Source organism: Pseudomonas sp. 31 R 17 (assembly GCF_900004915.1).
Lineage (GTDB): Bacteria > Pseudomonadota > Gammaproteobacteria > Pseudomonadales > Pseudomonadaceae > Aquipseudomonas > Aquipseudomonas orientalis_A.
The window spans coordinates 32,319-56,103 of record NZ_CVTN01000088.1 but is presented as its reverse complement, the minus strand read 5'-3'; the positions used below and the strand labels follow the sequence as shown (position 1 = coordinate 56,103).

The window sequence follows — 23,785 nt, the reverse complement described above, 5'->3', positions numbered from 1 at the left end:
TCATGGCTGAAGCCGAAAAGACTGTCCGTACGCTGACTGGCCGTGTTGTCAGCGACAAGATGGACAAAACCATCACCGTTTTGATCGAGCGTCGCGTTAAGCACCCGATCTACGGTAAATATGTTAAGCGTTCGACTAAGCTGCACGCGCACGACGAAACCAATCAGTGCCACATCGGCGACAAAGTCACTATTCGTGAAACTCGTCCGCTGGCCAAGACTAAGTCTTGGGCGCTGGTTGATGTTCTCGAACGCGCTGTGGAAGTCTAAGGACTAGGGGTCGGAGAAATTATATGATTCAGACTCAATCCATGCTCGATGTGGCCGATAACAGCGGCGCTCGCCGCGTTATGTGCATCAAGGTGCTGGGTGGCTCCCATCGTCGTTACGCTGGTATCGGTGACATCATCAAGGTTACCGTCAAGGAAGCAATTCCTCGCGGTAAAGTGAAAAAAGGCCAAGTGATGACTGCTGTTGTAGTCCGCACTCGTCACGGCGTACGCCGTGCTGATGGCTCCATTATCCGCTTTGATGGCAACGCTGCTGTTCTTCTGAACAACAAGCAAGAGCCTATCGGCACCCGTATCTTTGGGCCAGTGACCCGTGAACTTCGTACTGAGAAGTTCATGAAGATCGTCTCGCTCGCCCCAGAAGTGCTGTAAGGAGATCCGACATGCAAAAGATTCGTCGTGACGACGAGATCATCGTGATCGCCGGCAAAGACAAAGGTAAGCGCGGTATGGTGCTTAAGGTTCTCGCTAATAACCGTCTGGTTATCGGTGGTCTGAACCTGGTCAAGCGTCATACCAAGCCTAACCCGATGTCGGGCGTGCAAGGCGGTATCGTCGAAAAAGAAGCTCCACTGGACGCTTCTAACGTCGCCATTTTCAACGGCGAAACCAACAAGGCTGACCGCGTTGGTTTCAAAGTAGAAGATGGCAAGAAAATTCGTGTCTTCAAGTCGACCCAAAAAGCGGTTGATGCTTGAACACTGCTAGGTAGAAGACCATGGCACGACTAAAAGAGATTTACTGGAAAGAAATCGCACCGAAACTTAAGGAAGAACTTAAGCTTTCGAATGTGATGGAAGTTCCACGCGTTACCAAAATCACCCTGAACATGGGTTTGGGCGAAGCGGTCGGTGACAAAAAAGTCATCGAGCACGCTGTTGCTGACCTGGAAAAGATCACCGGTCAAAAAGTCGTTGTGACTTACGCTCGGAAATCCATCGCTGGCTTTAAAGTCCGCGAAGGCTGGCCGATCGGCGTCAAAGTGACTCTGCGCCGTGAGCGTATGTACGAATTCCTGGATCGTCTGCTGTCGATCTCCCTGCCTCGGGTCCGCGACTTCCGCGGCCTGAATGCCAAGTCCTTCGATGGTCGTGGTAACTACAGCATGGGCGTGAAAGAGCAGATCATCTTCCCGGAAATCGACTACGACAAGATCGATGCTCTCCGCGGTCTGGACATCACCCTGACCACCACTGCCAAGAACGATGATGAAGGTCGCGCCCTGTTGCGTGCTTTCAAATTCCCGTTCCGCAACTGATTGGAGTAGGACCATGGCCAAGATGAGCATGAAAAACCGCGAGCTGAAACGTCAGCTCACGGTTGCCAAGTACGCCAAGAAGCGTGCAGCACTGAAAGCAATCATCGTTGATCTGAACGCAAGTCCAGAAGCGCGTTGGGAAGCTACAGTTGCTCTGCAGAAGCAGCCACGTGACGCAAGCGCTTCGCGCATGCGTAACCGCTGCCGCCTGACCGGTCGTCCACACGGCGTTTACCGCAAGTTCGGCCTCGGCCGTAACAAACTGCGTGAAGCGGCAATGCGTGGTGACGTACCAGGTCTGGTTAAAGCCAGCTGGTAAGTACTTTCAACGCCAGGGTGGTCGGTTTCGCAAGATACTGACCGCCGGTGGCCTTGAATCTGGAACAAGCCCCTTTTGGGGCTTGTTTCATTTCCGGACTGTGTCTAAAATACGCGGCTCGCCTGAGCCCGTGTTTTTTACGCTCGGAAGATTCTCGGCGACATATGTAGCCGCAAGGCTAATTTTTTTGTATTAGGAGCGTCTAGCCCATGAGTATGCAGGACCCGTTAGCGGACATGCTAACTCGTATCCGTAATGCCCAGATGGCTGAAAAGTCCGTCGTAAGCATGCCATCTTCCAAGTTGAAGGTAGCTGTTGCCAAAGTCCTGAAAGACGAAGGCTACATTGCGGGTTATCAGATCAGCAGCGAAATCAAGCCACTGCTGTCCATCGAGCTGAAGTACTTCGAAGGCCGTTCGGTCATCGAGGAAGTGAAGCGCGTTAGCCGTCCAGGCCTGCGTCAGTACAAGTCCGCTGAAGATCTGCCGAAAGTTCGTGGCGGTCTGGGCGTGTCTATCGTCTCCACCAACAAAGGTGTGATGACGGATCGTGCTGCGCGCGCTGCCGGTGTCGGCGGCGAAGTTCTTTGCACTGTGTTCTAAGGGGGGATAAGCATGTCTCGCGTCGCTAAGAACCCCGTTAAGCTGCCAGCCGGTGTCGAAGTCAAATTCGCAGGCCAACAGCTTTCGGTGAAGGGTGCCAAGGGCACTCTTGAACTGAACATCCATTCGTCCGTTGAGATCGTTGAAGAAGCTGGTGAGCTGCGTTTCGCTGCTCGCAATGGCGATCAACAAACTCGCGCAATGGCCGGTACCACGCGTGCGTTGGTAAACAACATGGTCCAAGGCGTAAGCCAAGGCTTCGAGCGTAAGCTCCAGCTGGTCGGTGTTGGTTACAAAGCGCAAGCAAAAGGCACGGTTTTGAACCTGGCCCTTGGCTTCTCGCACCCAGTGGATTACGAACTGCCGGAAGGCATCACCGCTGAGACCCCTAGCCAAACCGATATCCTGATCAAGGGCATCGATAAGCAGCTGGTAGGTCAGGTGGCCGCTGAGATCCGCGACTTCCGTCCACCAGAGCCGTACAAAGGCAAAGGTGTGCGCTACGCGGACGAAGTCGTCCGTCGTAAAGAAGCCAAGAAGAAGTAGGGCATAGCAAATGACCGACAAAAAAGTTACTCGACTGCGTCGCGCTCGCAAAGCACGCCTGAAAATGCACGAACTCGAAGTCGTGCGTCTCTGCGTGTATCGCTCGTCGCAGCACATCTACGCCCAGGTCATCTCGGCCGACGGCAACAAAGTCCTGGCAAGCGCCTCGACTTTGGATAAAGAACTGCGTGATGGTGCCACCGGCAACATCGACGCGGCCACAAAGGTTGGCCAGCTGGTCGCTACACGTGCTAAGGCCGTGGGCGTCTCGCAAGTGGCTTTCGACCGCTCTGGCTTCAAGTACCACGGCCGCGTTAAAGCGCTGGCTGATGCTGCTCGTGAAGCTGGGCTGGAGTTCTAAGTTATGTCAAATAACGACCAAAAGCGCGACGAAGGCTACATTGAGAAGCTGGTTCAAGTTAACCGCGTAGCCAAAACCGTTAAAGGCGGCCGTATCTTCACTTTCACCGCGTTGACCGTGGTGGGTGATGGTAAAGGGCGTGTTGGCTTCGGCCGTGGCAAGTCACGTGAAGTGCCTGCTGCGATCCAGAAGGCAATGGAAGCTGCTCGTCGCAACATGATCCAGGTTGATCTGAACGGCACCACCCTGCAGTACGCAATGAAGTCCGCCCATGGCGCTTCGAAGGTGTACATGCAGCCTGCTTCTGAAGGTACCGGTATCATCGCTGGCGGCGCTATGCGTGCTGTCCTCGAAGTTGCTGGCGTTCAGAACGTTCTGGCCAAGTGCTACGGCTCGACTAACCCGGTAAACGTGGTTCACGCCACTTTCAAGGGTTTGAAAGCTATGCAATCTCCTGAGTCCATCGCTGCCAAGCGTGGCCTGACTGTGAAGGAGATCTTCTGATCATGGCTACCGTTAAAGTAACGCTGATCAAAAGCATGACCGGCCGCATTCCTAACCACAAACTGTGCGTTAAGGGTTTGGGTCTGCGTCGCATCGGTCACACTGTAGAAGTCCAGGATACTCCCGAGAATCGCGGGATGATCAACAAGGCTTACTACATGCTGCGTGTAGAGGGTTAATCGATGAAACTCAATGATCTGAGTCCAGCGCCGGGTTCCCGTCGCGAAAAGCATCGTCCGGGCCGTGGTATCGGTAGCGGTTTGGGTAAGACTGGTGGCCGTGGCCACAAGGGTCAGACCTCCCGCTCCGGTGGCACCATCGCTCCAGGCTTTGAAGGCGGTCAACAGCCGCTGCATCGTCGCCTGCCTAAGTTCGGTTTCGTATCCCTGAAAGCCATGGACCGCGCAGAAGTGCGTCTGTCCGAGCTGGCTAAAGTGGAAGGCGACATCGTTACTGTGCAGACCCTGAAAGATGCCAACGTGATCAACGTCAACGTACAGCGTGTGAAAATCATGCTGTCCGGTGAAGTGACTCGCGCTGTCACTATCGGCAAGGGAATCGGCGCCACCAAAGGTGCGCGTTCGGCTATCGAAGCAGCTGGCGGCAAGTTCGAGGAATAAATGGCTAAGCAAGGTGCTCTCTCAGCGCTCGGCAAAGGCGGTATGTCTGAACTTTGGGCTCGTCTGCGTTTTCTGTTCCTGGCGATTATCGTCTACCGAATAGGCGCACACATCCCGGTTCCAGGTATCAACCCGGACCGACTCGCAGACCTGTTTCGACAGAATGAGGGGACCATTCTTAGCTTGTTCAACATGTTTTCCGGCGGCGCGCTGGAACGGATGAGCATCTTTGCACTGGGGATCATGCCGTACATTTCGGCATCGATCATCATGCAACTGATGACCGCCGTCAGCCCGCAGCTGGAGCAGTTGAAGAAGGAAGGTGAAGCTGGCCGTCGCAAGATTAGCCAGTACACCCGCTACGGCACTGTCGTCCTCGCTCTGGTTCAAGCTATCGGCATGTCCGTTGGCCTGGCAGGGCAGGGCGTTGCGTTCACTGGTGACTTTGGCTTCCATTTCGTCGCGGTATCCACGTTTGTGGCTGGTGCGATGTTCATGATGTGGCTGGGTGAGCAGATTACTGAGCGTGGTGTTGGTAACGGTATCTCGATGTTGATTTTCGCAGGTATCGTCGCCGGTCTTCCGAGAGCAATTGGGCAGTCTTTCGAGTCTGCGCGTCAGGGGGATATCAATATCTTCGCCCTGGTTGCTATCGGTTTGCTGGCAGTAGCGATTATCGGTTTTGTGGTGTTCATTGAGCGTGGTCAGCGTCGTATTGCTGTTCACTACGCCAAGCGTCAGCAGGGCCGTAAGGTGTTTGCTGCGCAGACCAGCCACTTGCCGCTGAAGGTGAATATGGCCGGCGTTATTCCGGCAATTTTCGCGAGCAGCATCTTGCTGTTTCCGGCTTCGTTGGGTACCTGGTTTGGTCAGTCTGAAAATATGGGCTGGCTGCAGGACCTCTCTCAGTCGATCGCTCCTGGTCAGCCGTTGAATATTCTGCTGTTTAGTGCAGGGATTATTTTCTTCTGCTTCTTCTATACGGCGTTGATGTTCAATCCGAAAGACGTAGCGGAAAACCTGAAGAAGTCCGGTGCCTTTATTCCGGGTATTCGTCCGGGTGAGCAGTCTGCGCGCTACATTGATGGCGTTCTGACTCGTTTGACCCTGTTCGGTGCTCTATATATGACGGCCGTCTGTTTGCTTCCCCAGTTCCTGGTGGTTGCGGCAAACGTTCCGTTCTACCTTGGCGGGACCTCGTTGCTGATCGTGGTCGTGGTTGTGATGGACTTCATGTCCCAAGTACAATCGCACCTCGTTTCGCACCAGTACGAATCCCTGATGAAGAAAGCCAACCTGAAGGGCTACGGCAGCGGCATGTTGCGCTGAGTACCCCATAAGGTTCGAGGAGTTGGTGATGAAAGTTCGTGCATCGGTGAAAAAGCTGTGCCGTAACTGCAAGATTATTCGCCGCGAAGGTGTTGTTCGAGTAATTTGCAGCGCGGAACCGCGTCACAAACAGCGCCAAGGCTGAGTGTGATCCGCTTGAAGCCCGGCAGCTAGTGCGCTGCCGGGTTGATTATTTGTTATTACAGCGATATTATCTCGCGCCCTATTTCTTGGCTTCCGGGGCGTAGGTAGCTGTCAATTGGAGTCCCACTGAATGGCCCGTATTGCAGGCGTTAACATTCCAGATAACAAGCACACTGTTATCTCGCTGACCTACATCTATGGTGTTGGTCGCACTACTGCGCAGAAAATTTGCGCAGACACTGGGGTAAACCCAGCCGCAAAGATCAAGGATCTGAGCGACGAGCAGATTGAGCTGTTGCGTGGCGAAGTGGCGAAGTTCACCACTGAAGGTGACCTGCGTCGCGAAATCAACATGAAAATCAAGCGTTTGATGGACCTCGGTTGCTACCGTGGTCTGCGTCATCGTCGTGGTCTTCCAGTGCGCGGTCAGCGTACCAAGACTAACGCGCGTACCCGTAAAGGTCCGCGTAAGCCGATCCGCAAGTAATCGCCCACGCGAATCGACAGGAAAATTATCATGGCAAAACCTGCTGCTCGTCCTCGTAAAAAAGTTAAAAAGACAGTGGTTGATGGCATCGCCCACATCCATGCTTCTTTTAACAACACAATCGTGACCATCACCGACCGTCAAGGTAACGCGCTTTCTTGGGCTACCTCCGGTGGTTCGGGTTTCCGCGGTTCCCGCAAGTCCACCCCGTTTGCTGCTCAAGTAGCTGCTGAACGTGCTGGCCAAGCTGCGCTGGAATACGGCCTGAAAAACCTCGACGTTAACGTCAAAGGTCCAGGTCCAGGTCGTGAGTCTGCTGTCCGTGCTTTGAACGGCTGTGGCTATAAGATCGCCAGCATCACCGACGTGACGCCAATCCCGCACAACGGGTGCCGTCCGCCGAAGAAGCGCCGCGTGTAATCCAGGAGATTGTAAAGAATGGCTCGTTACATTGGTCCAAAATGCAAACTCGCTCGTCGTGAAGGCACCGATCTCTTCTTGAAGAGCGGCGTGCGCGCGATCGAATCGAAGTGCAACATTGAAGCAGCACCTGGTATCCACGGCCAACGCCGCGGTCGCCAGTCCGATTACGGCACCCAACTGCGTGAAAAGCAGAAGGTCCGTCGTATCTACGGCGTTCTCGAGCGTCAGTTCAGCGGCTACTACAAAGAAGCTGCTGGCAAGAAAGGTGCAACCGGTGAAAACCTGCTGCAACTGCTCGAATGCCGTCTGGACAACGTTGTATACCGTATGGGCTTTGGTTCGACTCGCGCCGAATCCCGTCAGCTGGTATCGCACAAATCCGTCAGCGTAAACGGCCAAACCGTTAACGTACCGTCTTACCAGGTTCGTGCTGGTGACGTGGTCGCGATTCGCGAGAAAGCAAAAAACCAACTTCGCATTGTCCAAGCTCTCGATCTGTGTGCCCAACGTGGCCGCGTAGAATGGGTAGAAGTAGACACTGAGAAGAAGTCGGGCGTTTTCAAGAACGTTCCTGCTCGCAGTGATCTGTCCGCCGACATCAACGAAAGCCTGATTGTCGAGCTCTACTCCAAGTAAGGGCTAGAAAATAGGTGCATCCATGCAGATTTCGGTAAATGAGTTCCTGACACCCCGCCACATTGATGTGCAGGTTGTCAGTCCAACCCGCGCTAAAATTACTCTCGAGCCTCTCGAGCGTGGTTTTGGCCACACCCTGGGCAACGCGCTGCGCCGCATCCTGTTGTCCTCAATGCCCGGCTGTGCAGTAGTCGAGGCCGAGATTGACGGTGTGCTCCACGAGTACAGCGCCATCGAAGGTGTACAGGAAGACGTAATTGAAATCCTGTTGAACCTTAAAGGTCTGGCTATCAAGCTGCACGGCCGTGACGAAGTTACGCTGACCTTGTCGAAGAAGGGTTCGGGGGTGGTTACCGCTGCCGATATTCAGCTGGATCATGATGTCGAGATCGTTAATCCCGATCACGTAATCGCTAACCTGGCGTCTAACGGCGCCCTGAACATGAAGCTCACCGTAGCTCGTGGTCGTGGTTATGAACCGGCCGACTCGCGTCAGAGCGATGAAGACGAAAGCCGCAGCATTGGTCGCTTGCAGCTTGACTCTTCGTTCAGCCCGGTTCGCCGTATCGCATACGTGGTGGAAAACGCCCGTGTCGAGCAGCGTACTAACCTGGACAAGCTGGTTATTGATCTGGAAACCAACGGTACTCTGGATCCTGAAGAGGCTATCCGCCGCGCTGCAACCATTCTGCAACAGCAGTTGGCTGCGTTCGTCGACCTCAAGGGTGACAGCGAACCAGTGGTAATCGAGCAGGAAGACGAGATCGATCCGATCCTGCTTCGCCCGGTTGACGATCTGGAACTGACTGTACGTTCGGCTAACTGCCTTAAGGCGGAAAACATCTACTACATCGGCGACCTGATTCAGCGTACCGAAGTAGAGCTGTTGAAGACTCCGAACCTTGGCAAGAAATCCTTGACTGAAATCAAGGACGTTCTGGCCTCCCGCGGTCTGTCCCTCGGCATGCGCCTCGACAACTGGCCGCCTGCAAGTCTTAAGAAGGACGACAAGGCGACTGCCTGATCGTCGTAATCACCGAACGTGAGTTTGGTAAGGAATGAACCATGCGTCATCGTAAAAGTGGTCGTCACCTGAGCCGTACCAGCTCGCACCGCAAGGCCATGTTCCAAAACATGGCGGTGTCGCTGTTCGAGCACGAGCTGATCAAAACTACACTGCCGAAAGCTAAAGAACTGCGTCGCGTTGCTGAGCCGCTGATCACTTTGGCCAAGACAGACAGCCTGGCTAACCGCCGTCTGGCTTTCGACCGTACTCGTTCGAAAGCTATCGTTGGTAAGCTCTTCAACGACCTGGGCAAGCGTTATGCTACCCGTGAGGGTGGCTACCTGCGCATCCTCAAGTGCGGCTTCCGCACTGGCGACAACGCGCCTATGGCGTACGTCGAGTTGGTTGATCGTGCTACTGCCGGCGAAGCTGTAAGCGCCGAGTAACACGACAGTCTGCAACAAAGAACCGGGCCTGGCGCCCGGTTTTTTGTGCGCGTAATAAAAGCGCATTAGGTCCACGTTTCCCGGGGACGGTGAGCGAGATGGATGTTGGCTCGATTGGTAGTAATTTTCTATTGAAGTCTACAATTTAATAAATTTGTAGGTGTCATGTTGTTGATTGATACTCCCTCCAAGCCGATTAGCCGGCAGTTCCAAGCCAGACCTGAGGAAATTGCGCATGAGCCAGAATAAAGTCCTTACCACCGCCAGCGGTGCACCCGTTGCGGATAATCAGAATTCCCGTTCTGCCGGCCCCCGTGGCCCGCTGCTGCTCGACGACTTCCACCTGATCGAGAAGCTCGCTCACTTCAACCGTGAAAATATTCCGGAGCGCCGTGTACACGCCAAAGGTTCGGGCGCCTACGGTACGTTCACCGTCACCCGCGACATCACTCAATACACCAGCGCCAAGCTGTTCGAGTCAGTGGGTAAGCAAACCCCGACGTTTCTGCGGTTCTCCACTGTAGGTGGTGAGCGCGGTTCGGCTGACACTGAGCGCGACCCACGCGGCTTCGCCTTGAAGTTCTATACCGAGGAAGGCAACTGGGACATCGTCGGCAACAATACGCCTGTGTTCTTCATCCGTGACCCGCTGAAATTCCCGGATTTCATCCACACCCAAAAGCGCTTGCCGCAAAGCAACCTGAAAAGCGCACAGATGATGTGGGACTTCTGGTCGCACTCCCCAGAGGCGCTGCACCAGGTCACCATCCTGTTCTCGGACCGTGGCATCCCGGACGGCTACCGCCACATGCACGGCTTCGGCAGTCACACCTACAGCCTGATCAACGCCAACGGCGAGCGTCACTGGGTGAAATGGCACTACAAGACCAAGCAAGGCATCAAGAACCTGGCCCCGGCTGAAGCGGCGCGCCTGGCGGGTACCGATCCCGACTATGCCCAGCGCGATCTGTTTGGCGCCATTGAGCGTGGTGATTTCCCAAAATGGCGCGTTTGCATCCAGATCATGACCGAGGCTCAAGCGAACGCTCACTACGAAAACCCGTTTGACGTCACCAAGACCTGGTCGCAAAAAGAATTCCCACTGATCGAGGTGGGCGAGCTGGAGCTCAACCGCAACCCGCAGAACTATTTCGCCGAAGTGGAACAGGCCGCGTTCGGCCCAAGCAACATGGTTCCAGGCGTTGGCCTGTCGCCGGACCGTATGCTGCAAGGTCGCGTCTTTGCCTACGCAGATGCTCACCGGTACCGTGTTGGCACCAATCACCAGCAACTGCCGGTGAATGCTCCACGTAACCCGGTCAACAGCTACCAGCGTGACGGTTCGATGGCCTTTGGCAGTAATGGTGGCGCTGCGCCTAACTACGAGCCAAACAGCTACGCCGATGCGCCAAAGCAGGCGCCACAGTACGCGGAGCCTGCACTGGCCTTGAGCGGCGCAGCTGATCGCTACGATCACCGCGAAGACACTGATTACTACAGCCACGCCGGTGCACTGTTCCGCTTGATGAATGACGAGCAGAAAGCGCTGCTGACCAGCAACATCGCCGGTGCGATGGGCGGTGTTTCCAGTGATGTTGTCCAGCGTCAGTTGCAGCACTTCTACAAAGCGGATCCCGCTTATGGAGAAGCAATCGCAAATGCACTGGGTGTATCGCTTAACTGACTCTAAACGATAAGCAGAACCGCCCTCATTTGGGCGGTTTTTGCGTTATTTCAGCTACTTTTCTCCGGAAATCTTCGCTTTTCTGCCGTTGATCCCGTGACCTTCAGGTCAGCATGGTTCAAACTACAGACTTTCAAGCAGGGAGATGTAGGGCGATGCAAGGTCACCCCGACGTAATCGATTACCTCAACACGTTGCTGACGGGCGAACTGGCAGCTCGTGACCAATATTTCATCCATTCGCGTATGTACGAAGACTGGGGCTTTACCGAGCTCTATGAACGTATTAACCATGAGATGGAAGAAGAGGCGCAGCACGCTGACGCACTGATGCGTCGTATCCTCATGCTCGAAGGCACGCCGCGCATGCGTCCCGACGACCTGGATGTGGGCACCACAGTGCCTGACATGCTCGCTGCCGACCTTCGTCTCGAATACAAGGTCCGTGCCGCGCTCTGCAAGGGCATTGAGCTGTGCGAGCAGCACAACGACTATGTCACTCGCGAGATCCTGCGCGTGCAGTTGAATGACACCGAAGAAGATCATACCTACTGGCTGGAAAAGCAGTTGGGTCTGATCAAGCTGATTGGCCTGGAAAACTACCTGCAATCGCAGTTCTGATTCCGGCTACGAAAAAGCCCCTGCCACCGATGAGGTGACAGGGGCTTTTTATCGGGCCCGGTAAATCAGGCCCGGTCGCGCTCCAGCAATGGCTTCAGATAGTAGCCAGTATGGGATTGCGACATCTCGGCAACTTGCTCCGGTGTACCCACAGCAATGATCTGCCCGCCCTTGGAACCGCCTTCCGGCCCCAGGTCCACCAGCCAGTCGGCGGTCTTGATCACATCCAGATTGTGTTCAATCACCACCACCGTATTACCGTGATCACGCAAGCGATGCAGCACGTCCAGCAGTTGCTGAATATCCGCAAAGTGCAGGCCAGTGGTTGGCTCATCAAGGATATACAAGGTTTTGCCTGTATCCCGTTTGGACAACTCACGCGACAACTTCACCCGCTGCGCTTCACCACCCGACAGCGTGGTCGCCGACTGCCCCAGCTTGATATAAGACAGGCCGACATCCATCAACGTCTGCAGCTTGCGCGCCAACGCCGGAACCGCGTCGAAGAACACCCGAGCTTCCTCGATGGTCATCTCCAGGGTTTCGTGAATGTTCTTGCCCTTGTATTTGATTTCCAGGGTTTCACGGTTATAGCGCTTGCTCTTGCACACATCGCACGGCACATAGATATCCGGCAGGAAGTGCATCTCGACCTTGATCAAGCCATCGCCCTGGCAAGCTTCACAGCGACCGCCCTTGACGTTGAACGAGAACCGGCCCGGCCCATAGCCGCGTGAGCGGGATTCCGGAACACCGGCGAACAACTCGCGGATCGGCGTGAACAGCCCGGTGTAAGTCGCCGGGTTGGACCGCGGCGTACGGCCAATCGGGCTCTGGTCGATGTCGACCACCTTGTCCAGATGCTCCAGGCCCTTGATGCTGTCGTGGGCCGCCGCTTCCAGGGTGGTGGCGCCGTTCAGGGCGGTGGCACTGAGTGGGAACAACGTGTTGTTGATCAGCGTCGACTTGCCCGAGCCGGAAACCCCGGTCACACAGGTCAGCAGGCCCAGGGGGATTTCCAGATCCACATTGCGCAAGTTGTTGCCACGAGCGCCCTTGAGGTGCAACGCCATCTTCTTGTTGCGCGGCGTGCGCTTGGCCGGCACCGCAATTTTCACGCGGCCCGACAGGTACTTGCCGGTCAGTGAATCCGGATGCGCCATCACTTCCGCAGGCGTGCCCTCGGCGACAATATGTCCGCCATGCACACCCGCGCCAGGGCCGATATCGACCACGTAATCCGCCAGGCGAATCGCGTCCTCGTCGTGCTCGACCACAATCACCGTGTTGCCGATATCCCGCAGGTGTTTCAACGTACCCAGCAAGCGATCGTTGTCGCGTTGATGCAAGCCGATCGAAGGCTCATCGAGGATGTACAACACGCCCACCAGTCCCGCGCCGATCTGGCTGGCCAGGCGAATCCGCTGGGCTTCGCCGCCCGACAGGGTATCGGCGCTGCGGTCCAGCGACAGATAGTCCAGGCCGACGTTGACCAGGAACTGCAGGCGCTCGCGGATTTCCTTGAGGATCTTGTCGGCAATCTCCCCACGGCGGCCGGTCAGCTTGAGCACACCGAAGTACTCACAGGCATCGCCGATTGGCAGGTTGGTCACCGCCGGCAACGTCTTCTCGCCAACCCACACGTGCCGAGCTTCGCGGCGCAGGCGAGTGCCACGGCAATCAGGGCAAGGTTGGGTGCTGAGGAATTTCGCCAGCTCTTCGCGCACGCTGGCCGATTCGGTCTCGCGGTAACGGCGCTCCAGGTTCGGCACGATGCCTTCGAACGGGTGGGAGCGCTTGACGATGTCACCACGGTCGTTCAGATACTTGAAGTCGACGTTCTGCGAGCCACTGCCGTTGAGGATGACCTTCTGCTGGTCCGCCGGCAGTTGGTTGAACGGCACTTCGAGGCTGAACTTGTAGTGCGACGCCAACGACCCCAGCATCTGGAAGTAGTAGACGTTGCGCCTGTCCCAGCCACGAATCGCCCCTTCAGCCAGCGTCAGGTCGCCGTTGACCAGGCGCTTGATGTCGAAGAACTGCTTGACGCCCAGACCGTCACAGGTCGGGCAGGCGCCGGCCGGGTTGTTGAAGGAAAACAGCTTGGGTTCCAGCTCGCTGATGGCATGGCCGCAGATCGGGCAGGCAAAGCGCGCAGAGAAGATGATCTCTTCGCCAGGCTCGTCGTCCATCGGCGCGACCAGGGCAATACCGTCGGCCAGCTTCAACGCGGTCTCGAAGGATTCCGCCAGGCGCTGCTGCAGGTCGGCACGCACCTTGAAACGGTCGACCACCACATCGATGGAGTGCTTCTTCTGCTTGTCGAGCTTGGGCGCTTCATCCAGCTCATAAAGCTTGCCGTTGATGCGGGCGCGCACGAAACCTTGCGCCCGCAGCTCTTCAAAGACCGACAGGTGTTCGCCCTTGCGCTCGCGGATGACGGGCGCCAGCAGCATCAGCTTGGCGCCTTCCGGCTGGGCCAGCACCAGGTCGACCATCTGGCTGACGGTCTGGGCTTCCAGCGGAATATCGTGGTCCGGGCAGCGTGGAATGCCCACGCGTGCATACAGCAGACGCAGGTAATCGTAGATTTCGGTAATGGTGCCCACGGTGGAGCGTGGGTTATGGGACGTCGATTTCTGCTCGATGGAAATGGCCGGCGACAAACCTTCGATGGTGTCGACGTCGGGCTTTTCCATCATGGACAGGAACTGCCGGGCATAGGCCGACAGCGATTCCACATAGCGGCGCTGGCCTTCGGCATACAGCGTGTCGAACGCCAGGGACGATTTGCCCGAACCGGACAGGCCGGTGATGACGATCAGTTTGTCCCGGGGCAGGGTCAGGTCGATGTTCTTCAGGTTGTGGGTTCTAGCCCCACGAATCAGGATCTTGTCCAAGATGGCCTCGCACGGCGGGCGTAAATAATGCCGGAGTATACGGCTAAAGACTGGATGAATATACACTGTCAAAAGGCCGCTTGCAGCCTTACATGAAAGCTGCGCGGCAAAGCGCCGCATATACCCTCTCAATCGATGGGACTGGTAGAATCGCCGCCGGTTCACACGAGGTTTTTCCATGCACGATCCCCACAGCGAACGCATGAGTAGCGGCGAGACCCGAGCGGCAAGCGGTCTGGCCCTGGTGTTCGCATTCCGTATGCTGGGCATGTTTATGGTGTTGCCGGTGCTGGCGACCTATGGAATGGATCTCGCAGGCGCGACCCCCGCATTGATCGGCCTGGCGATTGGCGCCTATGGCCTGACCCAGGCCATCTTCCAGATACCGTTCGGCATCATTTCCGACCGTATAGGCCGTCGCCCGGTGATTTACCTGGGGCTGATCGTGTTCGCCCTCGGCAGTGTGCTCGCGGCGCAGTCCGATTCGATCTGGGGCGTGATCGCCGGACGTATCCTGCAAGGCGCCGGGGCGATTTCCGCTGCGGTGATGGCGTTGCTGTCGGACCTGACCCGCGAACAACATCGCACCAAGGCCATGGCCATGATCGGCATGACCATTGGTTTGTCGTTTGCCGTGGCGATGGTGGTCGGCCCGCTGCTGACTCGCGCCTTCGGCCTGCACGGGTTGTTCCTGGCCACCGGCGGCATGGCGTTGATCGGTATCGTGATCGTGGCCTTCATGGTGCCGCGCTCGACCGGCACGCTGCAGCACCGTGAGTCCGGCGTCGCGCGCAAGGCGCTGTTGCCGACGCTCAAGCACCCGGACCTGCTGCGCCTGGATTTAGGTATCTTCGTGTTGCACGCAATGCTGATGTGCAGCTTCGTCGCCTTGCCCCTGGCGCTGGTGCAGAAAGCCGGTTTGCCCAAGGAGCAGCACTGGTGGGTCTACCTGACCGCACTGTTGGTTTCGTTCTTCGCCATGATCCCGTTCATCATCTACGGCGAGAAGAAACGCAAAATGAAACGAGTTCTGCTCGGTGCCGTCGCGACATTGATGCTCACTGAACTATTCTTCTGGAAGTTCGGCGACAGCCTGCGGGCGCTGGTGATCGGCACGGTGGTGTTCTTCACCGCGTTCAACCTGCTGGAAGCGTCATTGCCGTCGCTGATCAGCAAGGTTTCACCGGCCGGCGGCAAGGGCACGGCGATGGGCGTGTATTCCACCAGCCAGTTCCTCGGTTCGGCGCTGGGTGGGATCATGGGCGGCTGGATGTTCCAGCATGGCGGTTTGTCGGTTGTGTTCCTCGGATGCGCCGGGCTGGCTGCACTTTGGCTGGTCTTTGCTGTTACCATGCGCGAACCTCCGTATGTGACGAGCCTACGCCTGCCGTTATCGCCTGAAGCGATGCGCGAAGCCGGCTTGGCCGAGCGCCTGAAGGCCGTCGTTGGAGTAACGGACGCAGTAGTGGTCGCAGAAGAAACTGCGATTTACATCAAATTGGACACCGAATTATTGGATCGCGCGACGCTCGAGCACCTGGTCAACCCAGTGCCGACAGCGCGCCCAGCCTAGGAGAACGTTATGGCCCGTGGGGTTAACAAAGTCATATTGGTCGGTACATGCGGCCAGGATCCCGAAGTTCGCTACCTGCCTAACGGTAACGCCGTGACCAACCTGAGTCTGGCGACCAGCGAACAGTGGACCGACAAGCAGACCGGCCAGAAGGTCGAGAAAACCGAATGGCACCGCGTGTCGATGTTCGGCAAAGTGGCCGAGATCGCCGGTGAGTACCTGCGCAAAGGTTCGCAGGTCTACATCGAAGGCAAACTGCAAACCCGCGAGTGGGAAAAAGACGGCATCAAGCGTTACACCACTGAAATCGTGGTCGACATGCAAGGCACCATGCAATTGCTGGGCGGCCGTCCACAGGGCGACCAACAGGGCCAGGGCGGCATGTCCAACTCGGCGCCGCGTCCACAGCAATCGCGTCCGCAGCCAAGCCAGCAGCCTCAGCGTGAGTCGCGTCCAGCGCCACAACAGGCCGCCCCGCAGCCGGCTCCGGATTTCGACAGCTTTGATGACGATATCCCGTTCTGAGGCCTAAACCTCCAGACACAACAAAACCCCCGATAGCCCTGGCGTCGGGGGTTTTTTATGGGCGATGCTTAACCACCAAGAGAGGAGAACCCGATGACCTGGTCCGCCAAGCAGTACACGATGTTCGAGCAGCAGCGCACTCGCCCCGTCCGCGACCTGGTGGCCGCGATTCCCAATACCGATGTGGGCACGGCCGTCGATCTGGGCTGTGGTCCCGGCAATTCCACCCAGGTGTTGGCCGAACGCTTTCCACACGCCCACGTTACCGGCATGGACAGCTCCGATGACATGCTGCGCGACGCCCGCAAGCGCCTGCCGGCCTTGAGCTTCGAACTGGCGGATATCGGCGCCTGGCGTCCGGCGCAGCCCATCGACGTGATTCTCGCCAATGCGTCCCTGCAATGGCTGCCTGACCACGCCTCGCTCTATCCGCACCTGGTCAACCAACTGACCCCTGGCGGCACGCTGGCGGTGCAGACGCCGGACAACCTCGACGAGCCTGCCCACCGGCTCGCCCGTGAGGTCGCAGCGCAGGGGCCATGGGACGCGAAGATCGGCGCGGTCAAGCATAACGAGCGGCATTCGGCGAGCTATTACTTCGAACTGCTGAACCGGCATTGCAGCACCGTCGATGTCTGGCGTACCACCTACCACCATCCGTTGGCAGACCACGGGGCAGTGGTGGAGTGGTTCAAGGGTTCAGCGCTGCGGCCTTTCCTGGCGCCACTGAACGATGACGAAAAAGCCGCTTTCCTGCAGGCGTACCAGGCACGGATTACCCAGGCTTATCCAGCCCTGGCGGATGGCACGGTACTGCTGCCATTCCCGCGCCTGTTTATCATCGCCACCCGCTGACCGCGCCGAGCGGCGGTCAAGCCACCGCCGCTTGGGCTTTCAAATAGTCTTCCGTCGACACCACACTCGCATAGCCGAAGGCCAGCGCGGCCATGTAGGCGCCATGCACCTGCGCGGCGGGAATCACCTGCCCATTGAAGTCCTGGTCACAGGTAGCGCAGGCGTCATGAATGACCGTGACCTTGTAGCCCAAGTCTGCCGCCGCCCGCGCCACAGCGTCGATGCACATATGGCTCATGCTGCCGACCACGACCACGTCGGTAATGCTGCGCCGTTCCAGCAACTCGCGCAGGTTGGTCTGGCGAAAGGCATTCACAAAGTGCTTGAGCACCACCGGCTCGTTACCCTGGTTCAGCACGTTGGCATGCAGCTGCGCGCCTTCGGAGCCCGGCGTGAAGAACGGCGCGTCATCGTCCGCGAACTCGTGACGCACATGGATCACCGCATCGCCGGCCTGACGAAAGGCCTTCAGCACCTGCGCGGCGTTGTCCGCAGCGGCCTCCACACCGTCAAGCGGCCACTTGCCCTGGGGGAAGTAGTCGTTCTGGATATCGATCAGGATGAGTGCTTGCTTGGCCATGTGGGTTGCCTCGTGATGGGTTGATAGGTCCAGTATCTTAGCTGGCGCCGCCATCGGATATCGGCTGCCATACACGTGAATCGTGCAGAACGCCGCGTGCCCGAGGCTGCATCGTGCAGAATGGCGCAGGCTAACTGCTATTGCGTGTCCGGCAACTGATTGATTTTAAAGCGCTCCTGCTCAGCGCGACCTTGGCCTGATCCCTGCTACGCTTCTTTTACACACATGGCCGGATGCCAAGGGGGATGCATGACCCCGATTTCACGTAAAAAGCTGGTGCTCTCTCATTCAACGCGCAGCGGCGCACCCCAGCATGAAGTGGAGACCAATCGCGCCCTGGCGCGCTGGCTCGCGCAGATACTGGGGCTAAAATTCGGCGGCAGCTACGACCCGCTCAAGCACGCCGGCCACGATCTGTATCTGCTTCCCACACAAACGCTGGTGGGGGCCGCCCAGGCACAAGCGCTCAATATCAAGGGCCCGCAAGACCTGTGGGGCGGTTATGTCGATCATGCGTTCATCTGTACCAAAGCCATCACTCATGGCCTATTGAGCCCGCAAGCCCAGGCGCCCGATGGCTGGTCGCCGCTGTTTTGCGAGCGCGTGCGCGACGTAGTCCTCGATGGCTTGAGTGTCTTCGCGCTGGAAGATGCACGGCCAGCCGCGACCCGTTTGCTCTACAGCGGGCCGATTCGCTTGAAGCCCGTAAACGCCTGCGCGGGACGCGGGCAAGAGGTGATCCGCAGCCTCGACGAATTCGATGCCCTGCTGGCGCGTCCCGAAGCTGCCGCAATGTTCAACGATGGGGTGGTGCTGGAACAAGACCTGCAGGACGTAGTCACTCACAGTGTGGGCCAAAGCTTTATCGGCGATCACGTCATCAGTTACTGCGGCGAGCAATACCTGACCCGGGACGGGCAGGGCGAAGAGGTCTACGGCGGCTCCAGGCTGCTGGTGGTGCCCGGCGGCTACGACGACTTGCTCACGCTGGCTCTGCCTGACGATGTGCGCGAAGCCGTCAGGCAAGCGCAGGTTTTCGACAAGGCTGCCGATGAAGCCTACCCCGGCTTCTACGCCTCGCGCCGCAACTACGACATCGCCCAGGGGCTGGACAGCGACGGCCAACGCCGCAGTGGCGTGCTCGAACAGTCCTGGCGCATGGGCGGGGCCAGCAGCGCGGAAGTCGCGGCGCTGCAAAGCTTCGTCAACCACCCCGGCTTGCGCGCGATCCGCGTGGCCTCGGTGGAAACCTATGTGGACCGGACGTTACCGGCAGACGCCATCGAGGTGTACCGCGGCCCGGCTGAAAACAGCGACTTTCTCCTCAAATATGTGACGGTTAACGCTTATGACGGCTAGAAGCGAGAGCATCGCAATCGACATTGATGACGAACAGATGAGCGGGACCTTCCTCTGCCCCAAATCCAAAGTGCCAGGCGTGTTGTTCGTGCACGGCTGGGGCGGCAGCCAGGAGCGCGACCTGGAGCGCGCCAAAGGCATCGCGGGGCTAGGTTGCGTGTGTCTGACCTTCGACCTGCGCGGCCATGCAGGCACGGGTATCCCGCTTTCGCGAGTGACCCGTGAAGACAACCTGCGCGACCTGTTGGCCGCCTACGACCGCCTGTTGTCTCACCCGGCCATCGACACCTCGGCGGTGGCGGTCGTGGGCACCAGCTATGGGGGCTACCTGGCGGCGATCCTCACCTCATTGCGCCCGGTGCGCTGGCTGGCGTTGCGGGTGCCTGCGCTTTACCGCGACCAGGAATGGCTCAAGCCCAAGCGTGACCTGGATAAAGCCGACCTGATGGATTACCGCAGTACGCTGGTGCAGGCCGAAACCAACCGGGCCCTGCATGCCTGCGCAAAATTCAGCGGTGATGTGCTGATCGTCGAATCGGAGACCGACGACCACGTGCCCCACGCCACCATCATGAGTTACCGCGCGGCCTGCCAGAACACCCATTCCCTGACCCACCGCATCATCGATGGCGCCGACCATTCGTTGAGTGACCCGGTGTCGCAACAGGCCTACACCTCGATCCTGGTGGACTGGATCACCGAGATGGTAGTGGGTGAACGGCTGAGCATCATTCAATCCCGCTAGTGCGCTAAGCGGGTGTTTTCTTCACCCGCAACGCCTTGGCCTTCGCTTCCACCCCCAAATACATCACCAGCGCGATCAACAACGGGCAAATGAAATAGATCGCCCGATAGGCAATCAACCCGGCCAGCAGACTGCCGCGCGACGCCTCATGCTGCAGCAGCCCGATAAACACCGCTTCCAGCACCCCAAGGCCCGCTGGAATATGCGTGAGCACTCCGGCAATCGCGCTGATCAGCAGCACCCCCAGCACCAGCGGATAATCCAGTTTCGCCGGCAACAGCGTGAAAATCACCGCCGCCATCAGCGACCAGTTCAATGCGCCCAACATCAATTGCAAGCACGCCATGCGCAGCGACGGCAGGTTGATTTCCATGCCGCGAATCGTCCACGCACGTTTTTTCGAAAACTGGCAGGCCACCAGGTAACCGAGGCTCGCCAGCACCAACAGCGCACCGATGCCTTGCAATGCCGTGGTGCTCACCTTCCAGCCCGGCGGCATGGTGACCAGGCCGCTGCTGAAGATCACCCCCGAGATCGCCATATAGCCGAACCAGTTGGTTGCCAGGCTCAGCCCCAGGATCTTGGCGATATTGCCGGTGCTCACCCCCAGTCGCGAATACAGCCGATAACGCATGGCGATGCCGCCTACCCACGCGCTCAGGTTGAGGTTGAACGCGTAGCTGATGATGCCCACCGGCAGGATCTGCTTCCAGCGCAAGGGCTGGCGAATGTAGGTGCGGCCGATCAGGTCGAAGCAGGCATACACAATAAAGCTGCACACCGTCAGCGCGCCGGCGATCAGCAGGGTGCGCACCTTGAATTCGCTCAACGTCTGCAGCACTTCGCTCCAGTCGATGCGTCGGGCAAGCAAGGTGAACAACACGATCAGCAGCACAAAGAACGCAAGGGTCAGGGGCTTCTTCCAGCGCTGGAACCGCGAGCCGTTTTTTTCAGACGTCATGGGCCGGACTCTCAATGGGTTTCAAACGCGGCTTGTGTGCCGGCAGCCAGCCGGTCAGGGCGGGGAAGTGACGCATCACATGAAAGACCAGGAAGCCCACGGTCAGGCGCCACAACCACAGGCGCGGTTTGCGTTTTGCCGGCATGGTCTGGCAATGGTCCCTGGCGAGCGCTTCCAGGCTTTCGTACAACTGATGATTGAACGCCCGGTCGCGAATCAGCACATTGGCTTCAAGGTTCAATGCCAGGCTCAGCGGGTCCAGGTTGCTTGAGCCTACGGTGCTCCAGTCATCATCGATCAAGGCGACCTTGCCGTGCAGCGGGCGCTGGCAGTATTCGTGAATGACCACGCCGTCCTTGAGCAGATAGTCATACAGCATGCGCGCCGCCAGCTTGGCGAGCAGCACATCCGGCTGGCCCTGCATGATCAATTGCACGTGCACGCCACGGCGCGCGGCGTTGCGGATTTCACGCAGCAGACGGTAACCGGGGAAGAAATACGCGTTGGCAATCACGGCGCGCGTACGCGCTTTGCTCAAGGCGTGAATATAGGCTTCCTCGATGTCATCGCGATGCTGCACGTTGTCGCGATAAATCAGGCGTACCAGACCGTCTTCGTCAGACGTTGCCCATGGCGTAGGACGTTGCTGGCGGCGCCGCCATCCACGCCGCGTGCGCACCTGGCGACCACTTTGCGCCAGGGCGAAGTGGTGCAGGTCGGCCACCGCCGGGCCAACGATTTGCACCGCATAGTCCTGCTTGGCTTCAGGGCCGAAGTCACCCAGATGGTCGGCGGAAAAGTTGATACCGCCGATGAACGCCACGCTGGCATCCACCACCACGATTTTACGGTGCAGGCGACGAAACCAGTTGGTGCGGATACCCAGCGTCTTCGAGGCCGGATCGAACATCTGCACCACCACCCCGGCCTCGGCCAGCTCGCGCAAAAATGCCGTGCTCAGTTCGCCGCAACCAAAGCCATCCAGGCTGGCCACCACCTTCACTCCGCGCTGCGCGGCTTCGATCAGGATGGCTTTGAGTTCAAAGCCGACCTTGTCTTCGAAGAGGATAAACGTCTCCAGCAGAATCTCGCGCTGCGCCGCGCGCATGGCCTCGAACACCTTGGGAAAGTAGGCCTCGCCATTTTCCAGCAACTCGATGCGGTTGCCGCTCTGCCAGCCGTAATCGAGGTCACGCGCCTTGGCATCATCCGGCGGCTGGTCGGTGGCGATATGTTCTACAGCAACGTTCATAGCTCAATCTCCACCGACAGCGGCACATGGTCAGACAAATGGGACCAGGGGCGCGTGGTCAGCACCCGGGGGTTATGCACCTTCAGATTGCGCACGTAGATGCGGTCCAGCGGCAACAACGGCAGGCGCGCGGGAAAGGTGCGTGCCGGTTTGCCCTGGGTCTGCACGAACACTTCCTCGAGGCCGCTTTGGCTCAGGTCGGCACGCTGGCGCCAGTCGTTGAAATCGCCGGCGACCACCACCGGCGCATCGGCCGGGATCTCGCTGATGCGTTGCTCCAGCAAGCGCAATTGCTGCTGGCGATGCACTTCACGCAGGCCCAGGTGGATGCAGATTGCATGCACTTCCTGCCCGCTGCCCGGCAGGCGCAGGACGCAATGCAGCAGGCCGCGGTTTTCGTGGCCGCTCTGGGAGATGTCTAGGTTATCGTGACGGATGATCTGGAATTTCGACAGCAACGCGTTGCCGTGGTCGCCATGGGGGTAGACCGCGTTGCGCCCGTAGGCGAACTGCGGCCAGATGCTGTCGGCGAGAAACTCGTACTGCGGCATCTTCGGCCAGTCGCTGTAGCGCTGTGGATGCTGCTCGTGGGTGCCATGGATTTCCTGCAGGAACACCATGTCGGCGCCCACGCTGCGCACGGCTTCGCGCAGTTCGGGCAGGATGAAACGCCGATTCAAGGCGGTGAAACCCTTGTGGATATTGACCGTCAGCACGGTAAAGCGAGTAATGGGGGCAGTGGGTGTGATGGGAATCAACTCCGGCTGTGTCATGGCAGCACTCCAGGTTCCGGCAGTTGCCCCGGCGCTGTCGCCAAGTGCTTGTCCAGACCGAAACGCTGCAACAATTGGCGGGCATCGAAAGGCGCACGCACCTTGATGTCGTTATCGAAAAAGCAGAACACGTCGCGCTGTTTGCGCGCGCGTGGCTTGTGTTGCGGGTCGATCAACTGCGCATCCGCAGGCTGCTTGCCGTGACGCCAGCGCTCGATGCGCTCGCCCCAGCGTGCGAGGGCATCGTCGGTGTAGCCACTGGCGTACAACTGCTTGTCGCCATGCAGGCGCAGGTACAGGAAGTTGGCGGTGACGTCTTCGACATACGGCCACTTGCCAGCAGTGTCGGCCACCACCAGGGCGACGCCGTACTTGTCCAGCAACTGCACAAACTCAGGCACCGCAAAGCTCTTGTGGCGAATTTCCACCGCATGGCGCAACGGCTGCTTGCCGTAGGCCTTCATGCTCGCCTTGCCATTCAGACGTGGCTCATGCTGATGGGCGAGGGCGGCGGCCTGCAAGGTGGTGGTGGGCAGTTCGGCCAGGAAGGCTTCGAATAGGGGCGGATCGAACTTGAAGCTAGGCGGGAACTGCCAGAGGATCGGCCCAAGCTTGTCCTTGAGCTCCAATACCCCGGACGCGAAGAAATTCGCCAAGGGCTTGTGTACATCGCGCAGGCGCAGAATGTGGGTGATATAACGCGGGGCCTTGACGCTGAACATGAACCCTTCGGGCGTGTCGGCATACCACTCGGCGTAGCGCTTGGGGGTTTGCAGCGCGTAGAACGAACCGTTGATTTCGATCGCATTGACGGCGCGTGAGGCAAACTGCAACTCGCGTTTCTGGGTCAAGCCTTCGGGGTAGAAATCGCCCCGCCAGGGCGTATAGCGCCAGCCGGAAATGCCGATGTGAATCGCCGCCATGCTTACTCCCGTTGATCCAGGGTCGATTGCCCCGCGTTTTGGGATGACTACGATCTTTGGCCGAA

Annotated in this window: 31 protein-coding genes; 25 read left to right on the top strand and 6 right to left on the bottom strand. The window is 58.3% G+C overall.

Annotation, left to right across the window (positions count from 1 at the left end; translation table 11 throughout):
- Positions 1-2: 2 nt before the first annotated feature.
- The 20 genes from rpsQ to bfr all read left to right on the top strand — a co-directional run bounded on the left by rpsQ (position 3) and on the right by bfr (position 11,274).
- Positions 3-269: a 30S ribosomal protein S17 gene (gene rpsQ, locus BFP89_RS26685; RefSeq protein WP_003176419.1), complete on the top strand. Its 267-nt coding sequence runs from the start codon at positions 3-5 to the stop codon at positions 267-269.
- Positions 270-292: 23 nt separating this feature from the next.
- Positions 293-661, top strand: a complete 369-nt coding sequence (rplN, locus tag BFP89_RS26680) for a 50S ribosomal protein L14 (protein WP_002555479.1) — start codon at positions 293-295, stop codon at positions 659-661.
- 11 nt (positions 662-672) lie between these two features.
- A complete protein-coding gene (gene rplX / locus BFP89_RS26675; RefSeq protein WP_065888414.1) occupies positions 673-987 on the top strand; it encodes a 50S ribosomal protein L24 in 315 nt (104 codons plus the stop codon).
- Between the two features lie 20 nt (positions 988-1,007).
- On the top strand, positions 1,008-1,547 hold the full coding sequence (gene rplE, locus BFP89_RS26670; RefSeq protein WP_003176415.1) for a 50S ribosomal protein L5: 540 nt from the start codon (positions 1,008-1,010) through the stop codon (positions 1,545-1,547).
- A gap of 13 nt (positions 1,548-1,560) precedes the next feature.
- The gene (rpsN, locus tag BFP89_RS26665) at positions 1,561-1,866 is read left to right on the top strand and encodes a 30S ribosomal protein S14 (protein ID WP_003176414.1); all 306 of its coding nucleotides are present in this window, start codon (positions 1,561-1,563) and stop codon (positions 1,864-1,866) included.
- 209 nt (positions 1,867-2,075) lie between these two features.
- On the top strand, positions 2,076-2,468 hold the full coding sequence (rpsH, locus tag BFP89_RS26660; protein WP_003176413.1) for a 30S ribosomal protein S8: 393 nt from the start codon (positions 2,076-2,078) through the stop codon (positions 2,466-2,468).
- Between the two features lie 12 nt (positions 2,469-2,480).
- The gene (rplF, locus tag BFP89_RS26655; RefSeq protein ID WP_003176412.1) at positions 2,481-3,014 is read left to right on the top strand and encodes a 50S ribosomal protein L6; all 534 of its coding nucleotides are present in this window, start codon (positions 2,481-2,483) and stop codon (positions 3,012-3,014) included.
- A gap of 10 nt (positions 3,015-3,024) precedes the next feature.
- The gene (gene rplR, locus BFP89_RS26650; RefSeq protein WP_017135964.1) at positions 3,025-3,375 is read left to right on the top strand and encodes a 50S ribosomal protein L18; all 351 of its coding nucleotides are present in this window, start codon (positions 3,025-3,027) and stop codon (positions 3,373-3,375) included.
- Between the two features lie 3 nt (positions 3,376-3,378).
- Positions 3,379-3,879, top strand: a complete 501-nt coding sequence (gene rpsE / locus BFP89_RS26645; RefSeq protein WP_003176409.1) for a 30S ribosomal protein S5 — start codon at positions 3,379-3,381, stop codon at positions 3,877-3,879.
- 2 nt (positions 3,880-3,881) lie between these two features.
- The gene (gene rpmD / locus BFP89_RS26640) at positions 3,882-4,058 is read left to right on the top strand and encodes a 50S ribosomal protein L30 (protein ID WP_003176408.1); all 177 of its coding nucleotides are present in this window, start codon (positions 3,882-3,884) and stop codon (positions 4,056-4,058) included.
- A 3-nt stretch (positions 4,059-4,061) separates the two neighbouring features.
- The gene (gene rplO / locus BFP89_RS26635) at positions 4,062-4,499 is read left to right on the top strand and encodes a 50S ribosomal protein L15 (RefSeq protein ID WP_003176407.1); all 438 of its coding nucleotides are present in this window, start codon (positions 4,062-4,064) and stop codon (positions 4,497-4,499) included.
- Positions 4,500-5,828, top strand: coding sequence for a preprotein translocase subunit SecY (gene secY / locus BFP89_RS26630; protein ID WP_003194637.1), 1,329 nt, complete (start codon positions 4,500-4,502; stop codon positions 5,826-5,828).
- 28 nt (positions 5,829-5,856) lie between these two features.
- Positions 5,857-5,973, top strand: coding sequence for a 50S ribosomal protein L36 (rpmJ, locus tag BFP89_RS28085; RefSeq protein WP_002555468.1), 117 nt, complete (start codon positions 5,857-5,859; stop codon positions 5,971-5,973).
- Between the two features lie 129 nt (positions 5,974-6,102).
- Positions 6,103-6,459 (top strand): 30S ribosomal protein S13, encoded by a 357-nt coding sequence (rpsM, locus tag BFP89_RS26625; RefSeq protein ID WP_003210063.1) that lies wholly within the window; start codon positions 6,103-6,105, stop codon positions 6,457-6,459.
- A 30-nt stretch (positions 6,460-6,489) separates the two neighbouring features.
- Complete coding sequence (gene rpsK, locus BFP89_RS26620) at positions 6,490-6,879, top strand: 30S ribosomal protein S11 (RefSeq protein ID WP_002555466.1); 390 nt, start codon at positions 6,490-6,492, stop codon at positions 6,877-6,879.
- Between the two features lie 18 nt (positions 6,880-6,897).
- Positions 6,898-7,518: a 30S ribosomal protein S4 gene (gene rpsD / locus BFP89_RS26615; protein WP_003210056.1), complete on the top strand. Its 621-nt coding sequence runs from the start codon at positions 6,898-6,900 to the stop codon at positions 7,516-7,518.
- A 22-nt stretch (positions 7,519-7,540) separates the two neighbouring features.
- Positions 7,541-8,542, top strand: a complete 1,002-nt coding sequence (rpoA, locus tag BFP89_RS26610; RefSeq protein ID WP_003176403.1) for a DNA-directed RNA polymerase subunit alpha — start codon at positions 7,541-7,543, stop codon at positions 8,540-8,542.
- 41 nt (positions 8,543-8,583) lie between these two features.
- Positions 8,584-8,970 (top strand): 50S ribosomal protein L17, encoded by a 387-nt coding sequence (gene rplQ / locus BFP89_RS26605; RefSeq protein WP_007918448.1) that lies wholly within the window; start codon positions 8,584-8,586, stop codon positions 8,968-8,970.
- Between the two features lie 235 nt (positions 8,971-9,205).
- A complete protein-coding gene (locus BFP89_RS26600; RefSeq protein ID WP_065888413.1) occupies positions 9,206-10,654 on the top strand; it encodes a catalase in 1,449 nt (482 codons plus the stop codon).
- 155 nt (positions 10,655-10,809) lie between these two features.
- A complete protein-coding gene (gene bfr, locus BFP89_RS26595; RefSeq protein ID WP_003176400.1) occupies positions 10,810-11,274 on the top strand; it encodes a bacterioferritin in 465 nt (154 codons plus the stop codon).
- A 65-nt stretch (positions 11,275-11,339) separates the two neighbouring features.
- Here the strand turns inward: bfr and uvrA are convergent, their stop codons facing one another.
- Positions 11,340-14,174, bottom strand: a complete 2,835-nt coding sequence (gene uvrA / locus BFP89_RS26590) for an excinuclease ABC subunit UvrA (protein WP_065888412.1) — start codon at positions 14,172-14,174, stop codon at positions 11,340-11,342.
- Positions 14,175-14,352: 178 nt separating this feature from the next.
- On the opposite strand from uvrA, the gene BFP89_RS26585 reads away from it, so the two are divergent.
- The 3 genes from BFP89_RS26585 to tam all read left to right on the top strand — a co-directional run bounded on the left by BFP89_RS26585 (position 14,353) and on the right by tam (position 17,127).
- Positions 14,353-15,747 carry an MFS transporter gene (locus BFP89_RS26585; protein WP_065888411.1) on the top strand — a complete coding sequence of 465 codons (1,395 nt, stop codon included), beginning with the start codon at positions 14,353-14,355 and terminating at the stop codon, positions 15,745-15,747.
- A 9-nt stretch (positions 15,748-15,756) separates the two neighbouring features.
- Positions 15,757-16,272: a single-stranded DNA-binding protein gene (locus BFP89_RS26580; RefSeq protein ID WP_003232445.1), complete on the top strand. Its 516-nt coding sequence runs from the start codon at positions 15,757-15,759 to the stop codon at positions 16,270-16,272.
- A gap of 93 nt (positions 16,273-16,365) precedes the next feature.
- The gene (gene tam, locus BFP89_RS26575) at positions 16,366-17,127 is read left to right on the top strand and encodes a trans-aconitate 2-methyltransferase (RefSeq protein WP_065888410.1); all 762 of its coding nucleotides are present in this window, start codon (positions 16,366-16,368) and stop codon (positions 17,125-17,127) included.
- A gap of 16 nt (positions 17,128-17,143) precedes the next feature.
- On the opposite strand, the gene BFP89_RS26570 is transcribed toward tam, so the two are convergent.
- Positions 17,144-17,707 (bottom strand): cysteine hydrolase family protein, encoded by a 564-nt coding sequence (locus BFP89_RS26570; protein ID WP_065888409.1) that lies wholly within the window; start codon positions 17,705-17,707, stop codon positions 17,144-17,146.
- Positions 17,708-17,956: 249 nt separating this feature from the next.
- Between BFP89_RS26570 and BFP89_RS26565 the strand changes: the two genes are divergently transcribed.
- Entirely contained in the window at positions 17,957-19,066 is a 1,110-nt protein-coding gene (locus tag BFP89_RS26565) for a DUF3182 family protein (protein WP_065888408.1), read from the top strand.
- Positions 19,056-19,811 carry an alpha/beta hydrolase family protein gene (locus BFP89_RS26560; protein WP_065888407.1) on the top strand — a complete coding sequence of 252 codons (756 nt, stop codon included), beginning with the start codon at positions 19,056-19,058 and terminating at the stop codon, positions 19,809-19,811. The genes BFP89_RS26565 and BFP89_RS26560 overlap by 11 nt, the downstream gene beginning before the upstream one ends.
- A gap of 4 nt (positions 19,812-19,815) precedes the next feature.
- Here the strand turns inward: BFP89_RS26560 and BFP89_RS26555 are convergent, their stop codons facing one another.
- From BFP89_RS26555 to BFP89_RS26540, 4 genes are read right to left on the bottom strand one after another with little or no spacing between them, the layout of a single operon-like run.
- On the bottom strand, positions 19,816-20,772 hold the full coding sequence (locus BFP89_RS26555; protein WP_065888406.1) for a lysylphosphatidylglycerol synthase domain-containing protein: 957 nt from the start codon (positions 20,770-20,772) through the stop codon (positions 19,816-19,818).
- Entirely contained in the window at positions 20,762-22,024 is a 1,263-nt protein-coding gene (clsB, locus tag BFP89_RS26550) for a cardiolipin synthase ClsB (RefSeq protein WP_065888405.1), read from the bottom strand. Before clsB ends, BFP89_RS26555 begins: the two co-directional genes overlap by 11 nt.
- Positions 22,021-22,797: an endonuclease/exonuclease/phosphatase family protein gene (locus tag BFP89_RS26545; RefSeq protein ID WP_065888404.1), complete on the bottom strand. Its 777-nt coding sequence runs from the start codon at positions 22,795-22,797 to the stop codon at positions 22,021-22,023. The genes clsB and BFP89_RS26545 overlap by 4 nt, the downstream gene beginning before the upstream one ends.
- Entirely contained in the window at positions 22,794-23,720 is a 927-nt protein-coding gene (locus tag BFP89_RS26540) for a DUF72 domain-containing protein (protein WP_065888403.1), read from the bottom strand. The genes BFP89_RS26545 and BFP89_RS26540 overlap by 4 nt, the downstream gene beginning before the upstream one ends.
- Positions 23,721-23,785: the final 65 nt, after the last annotated feature.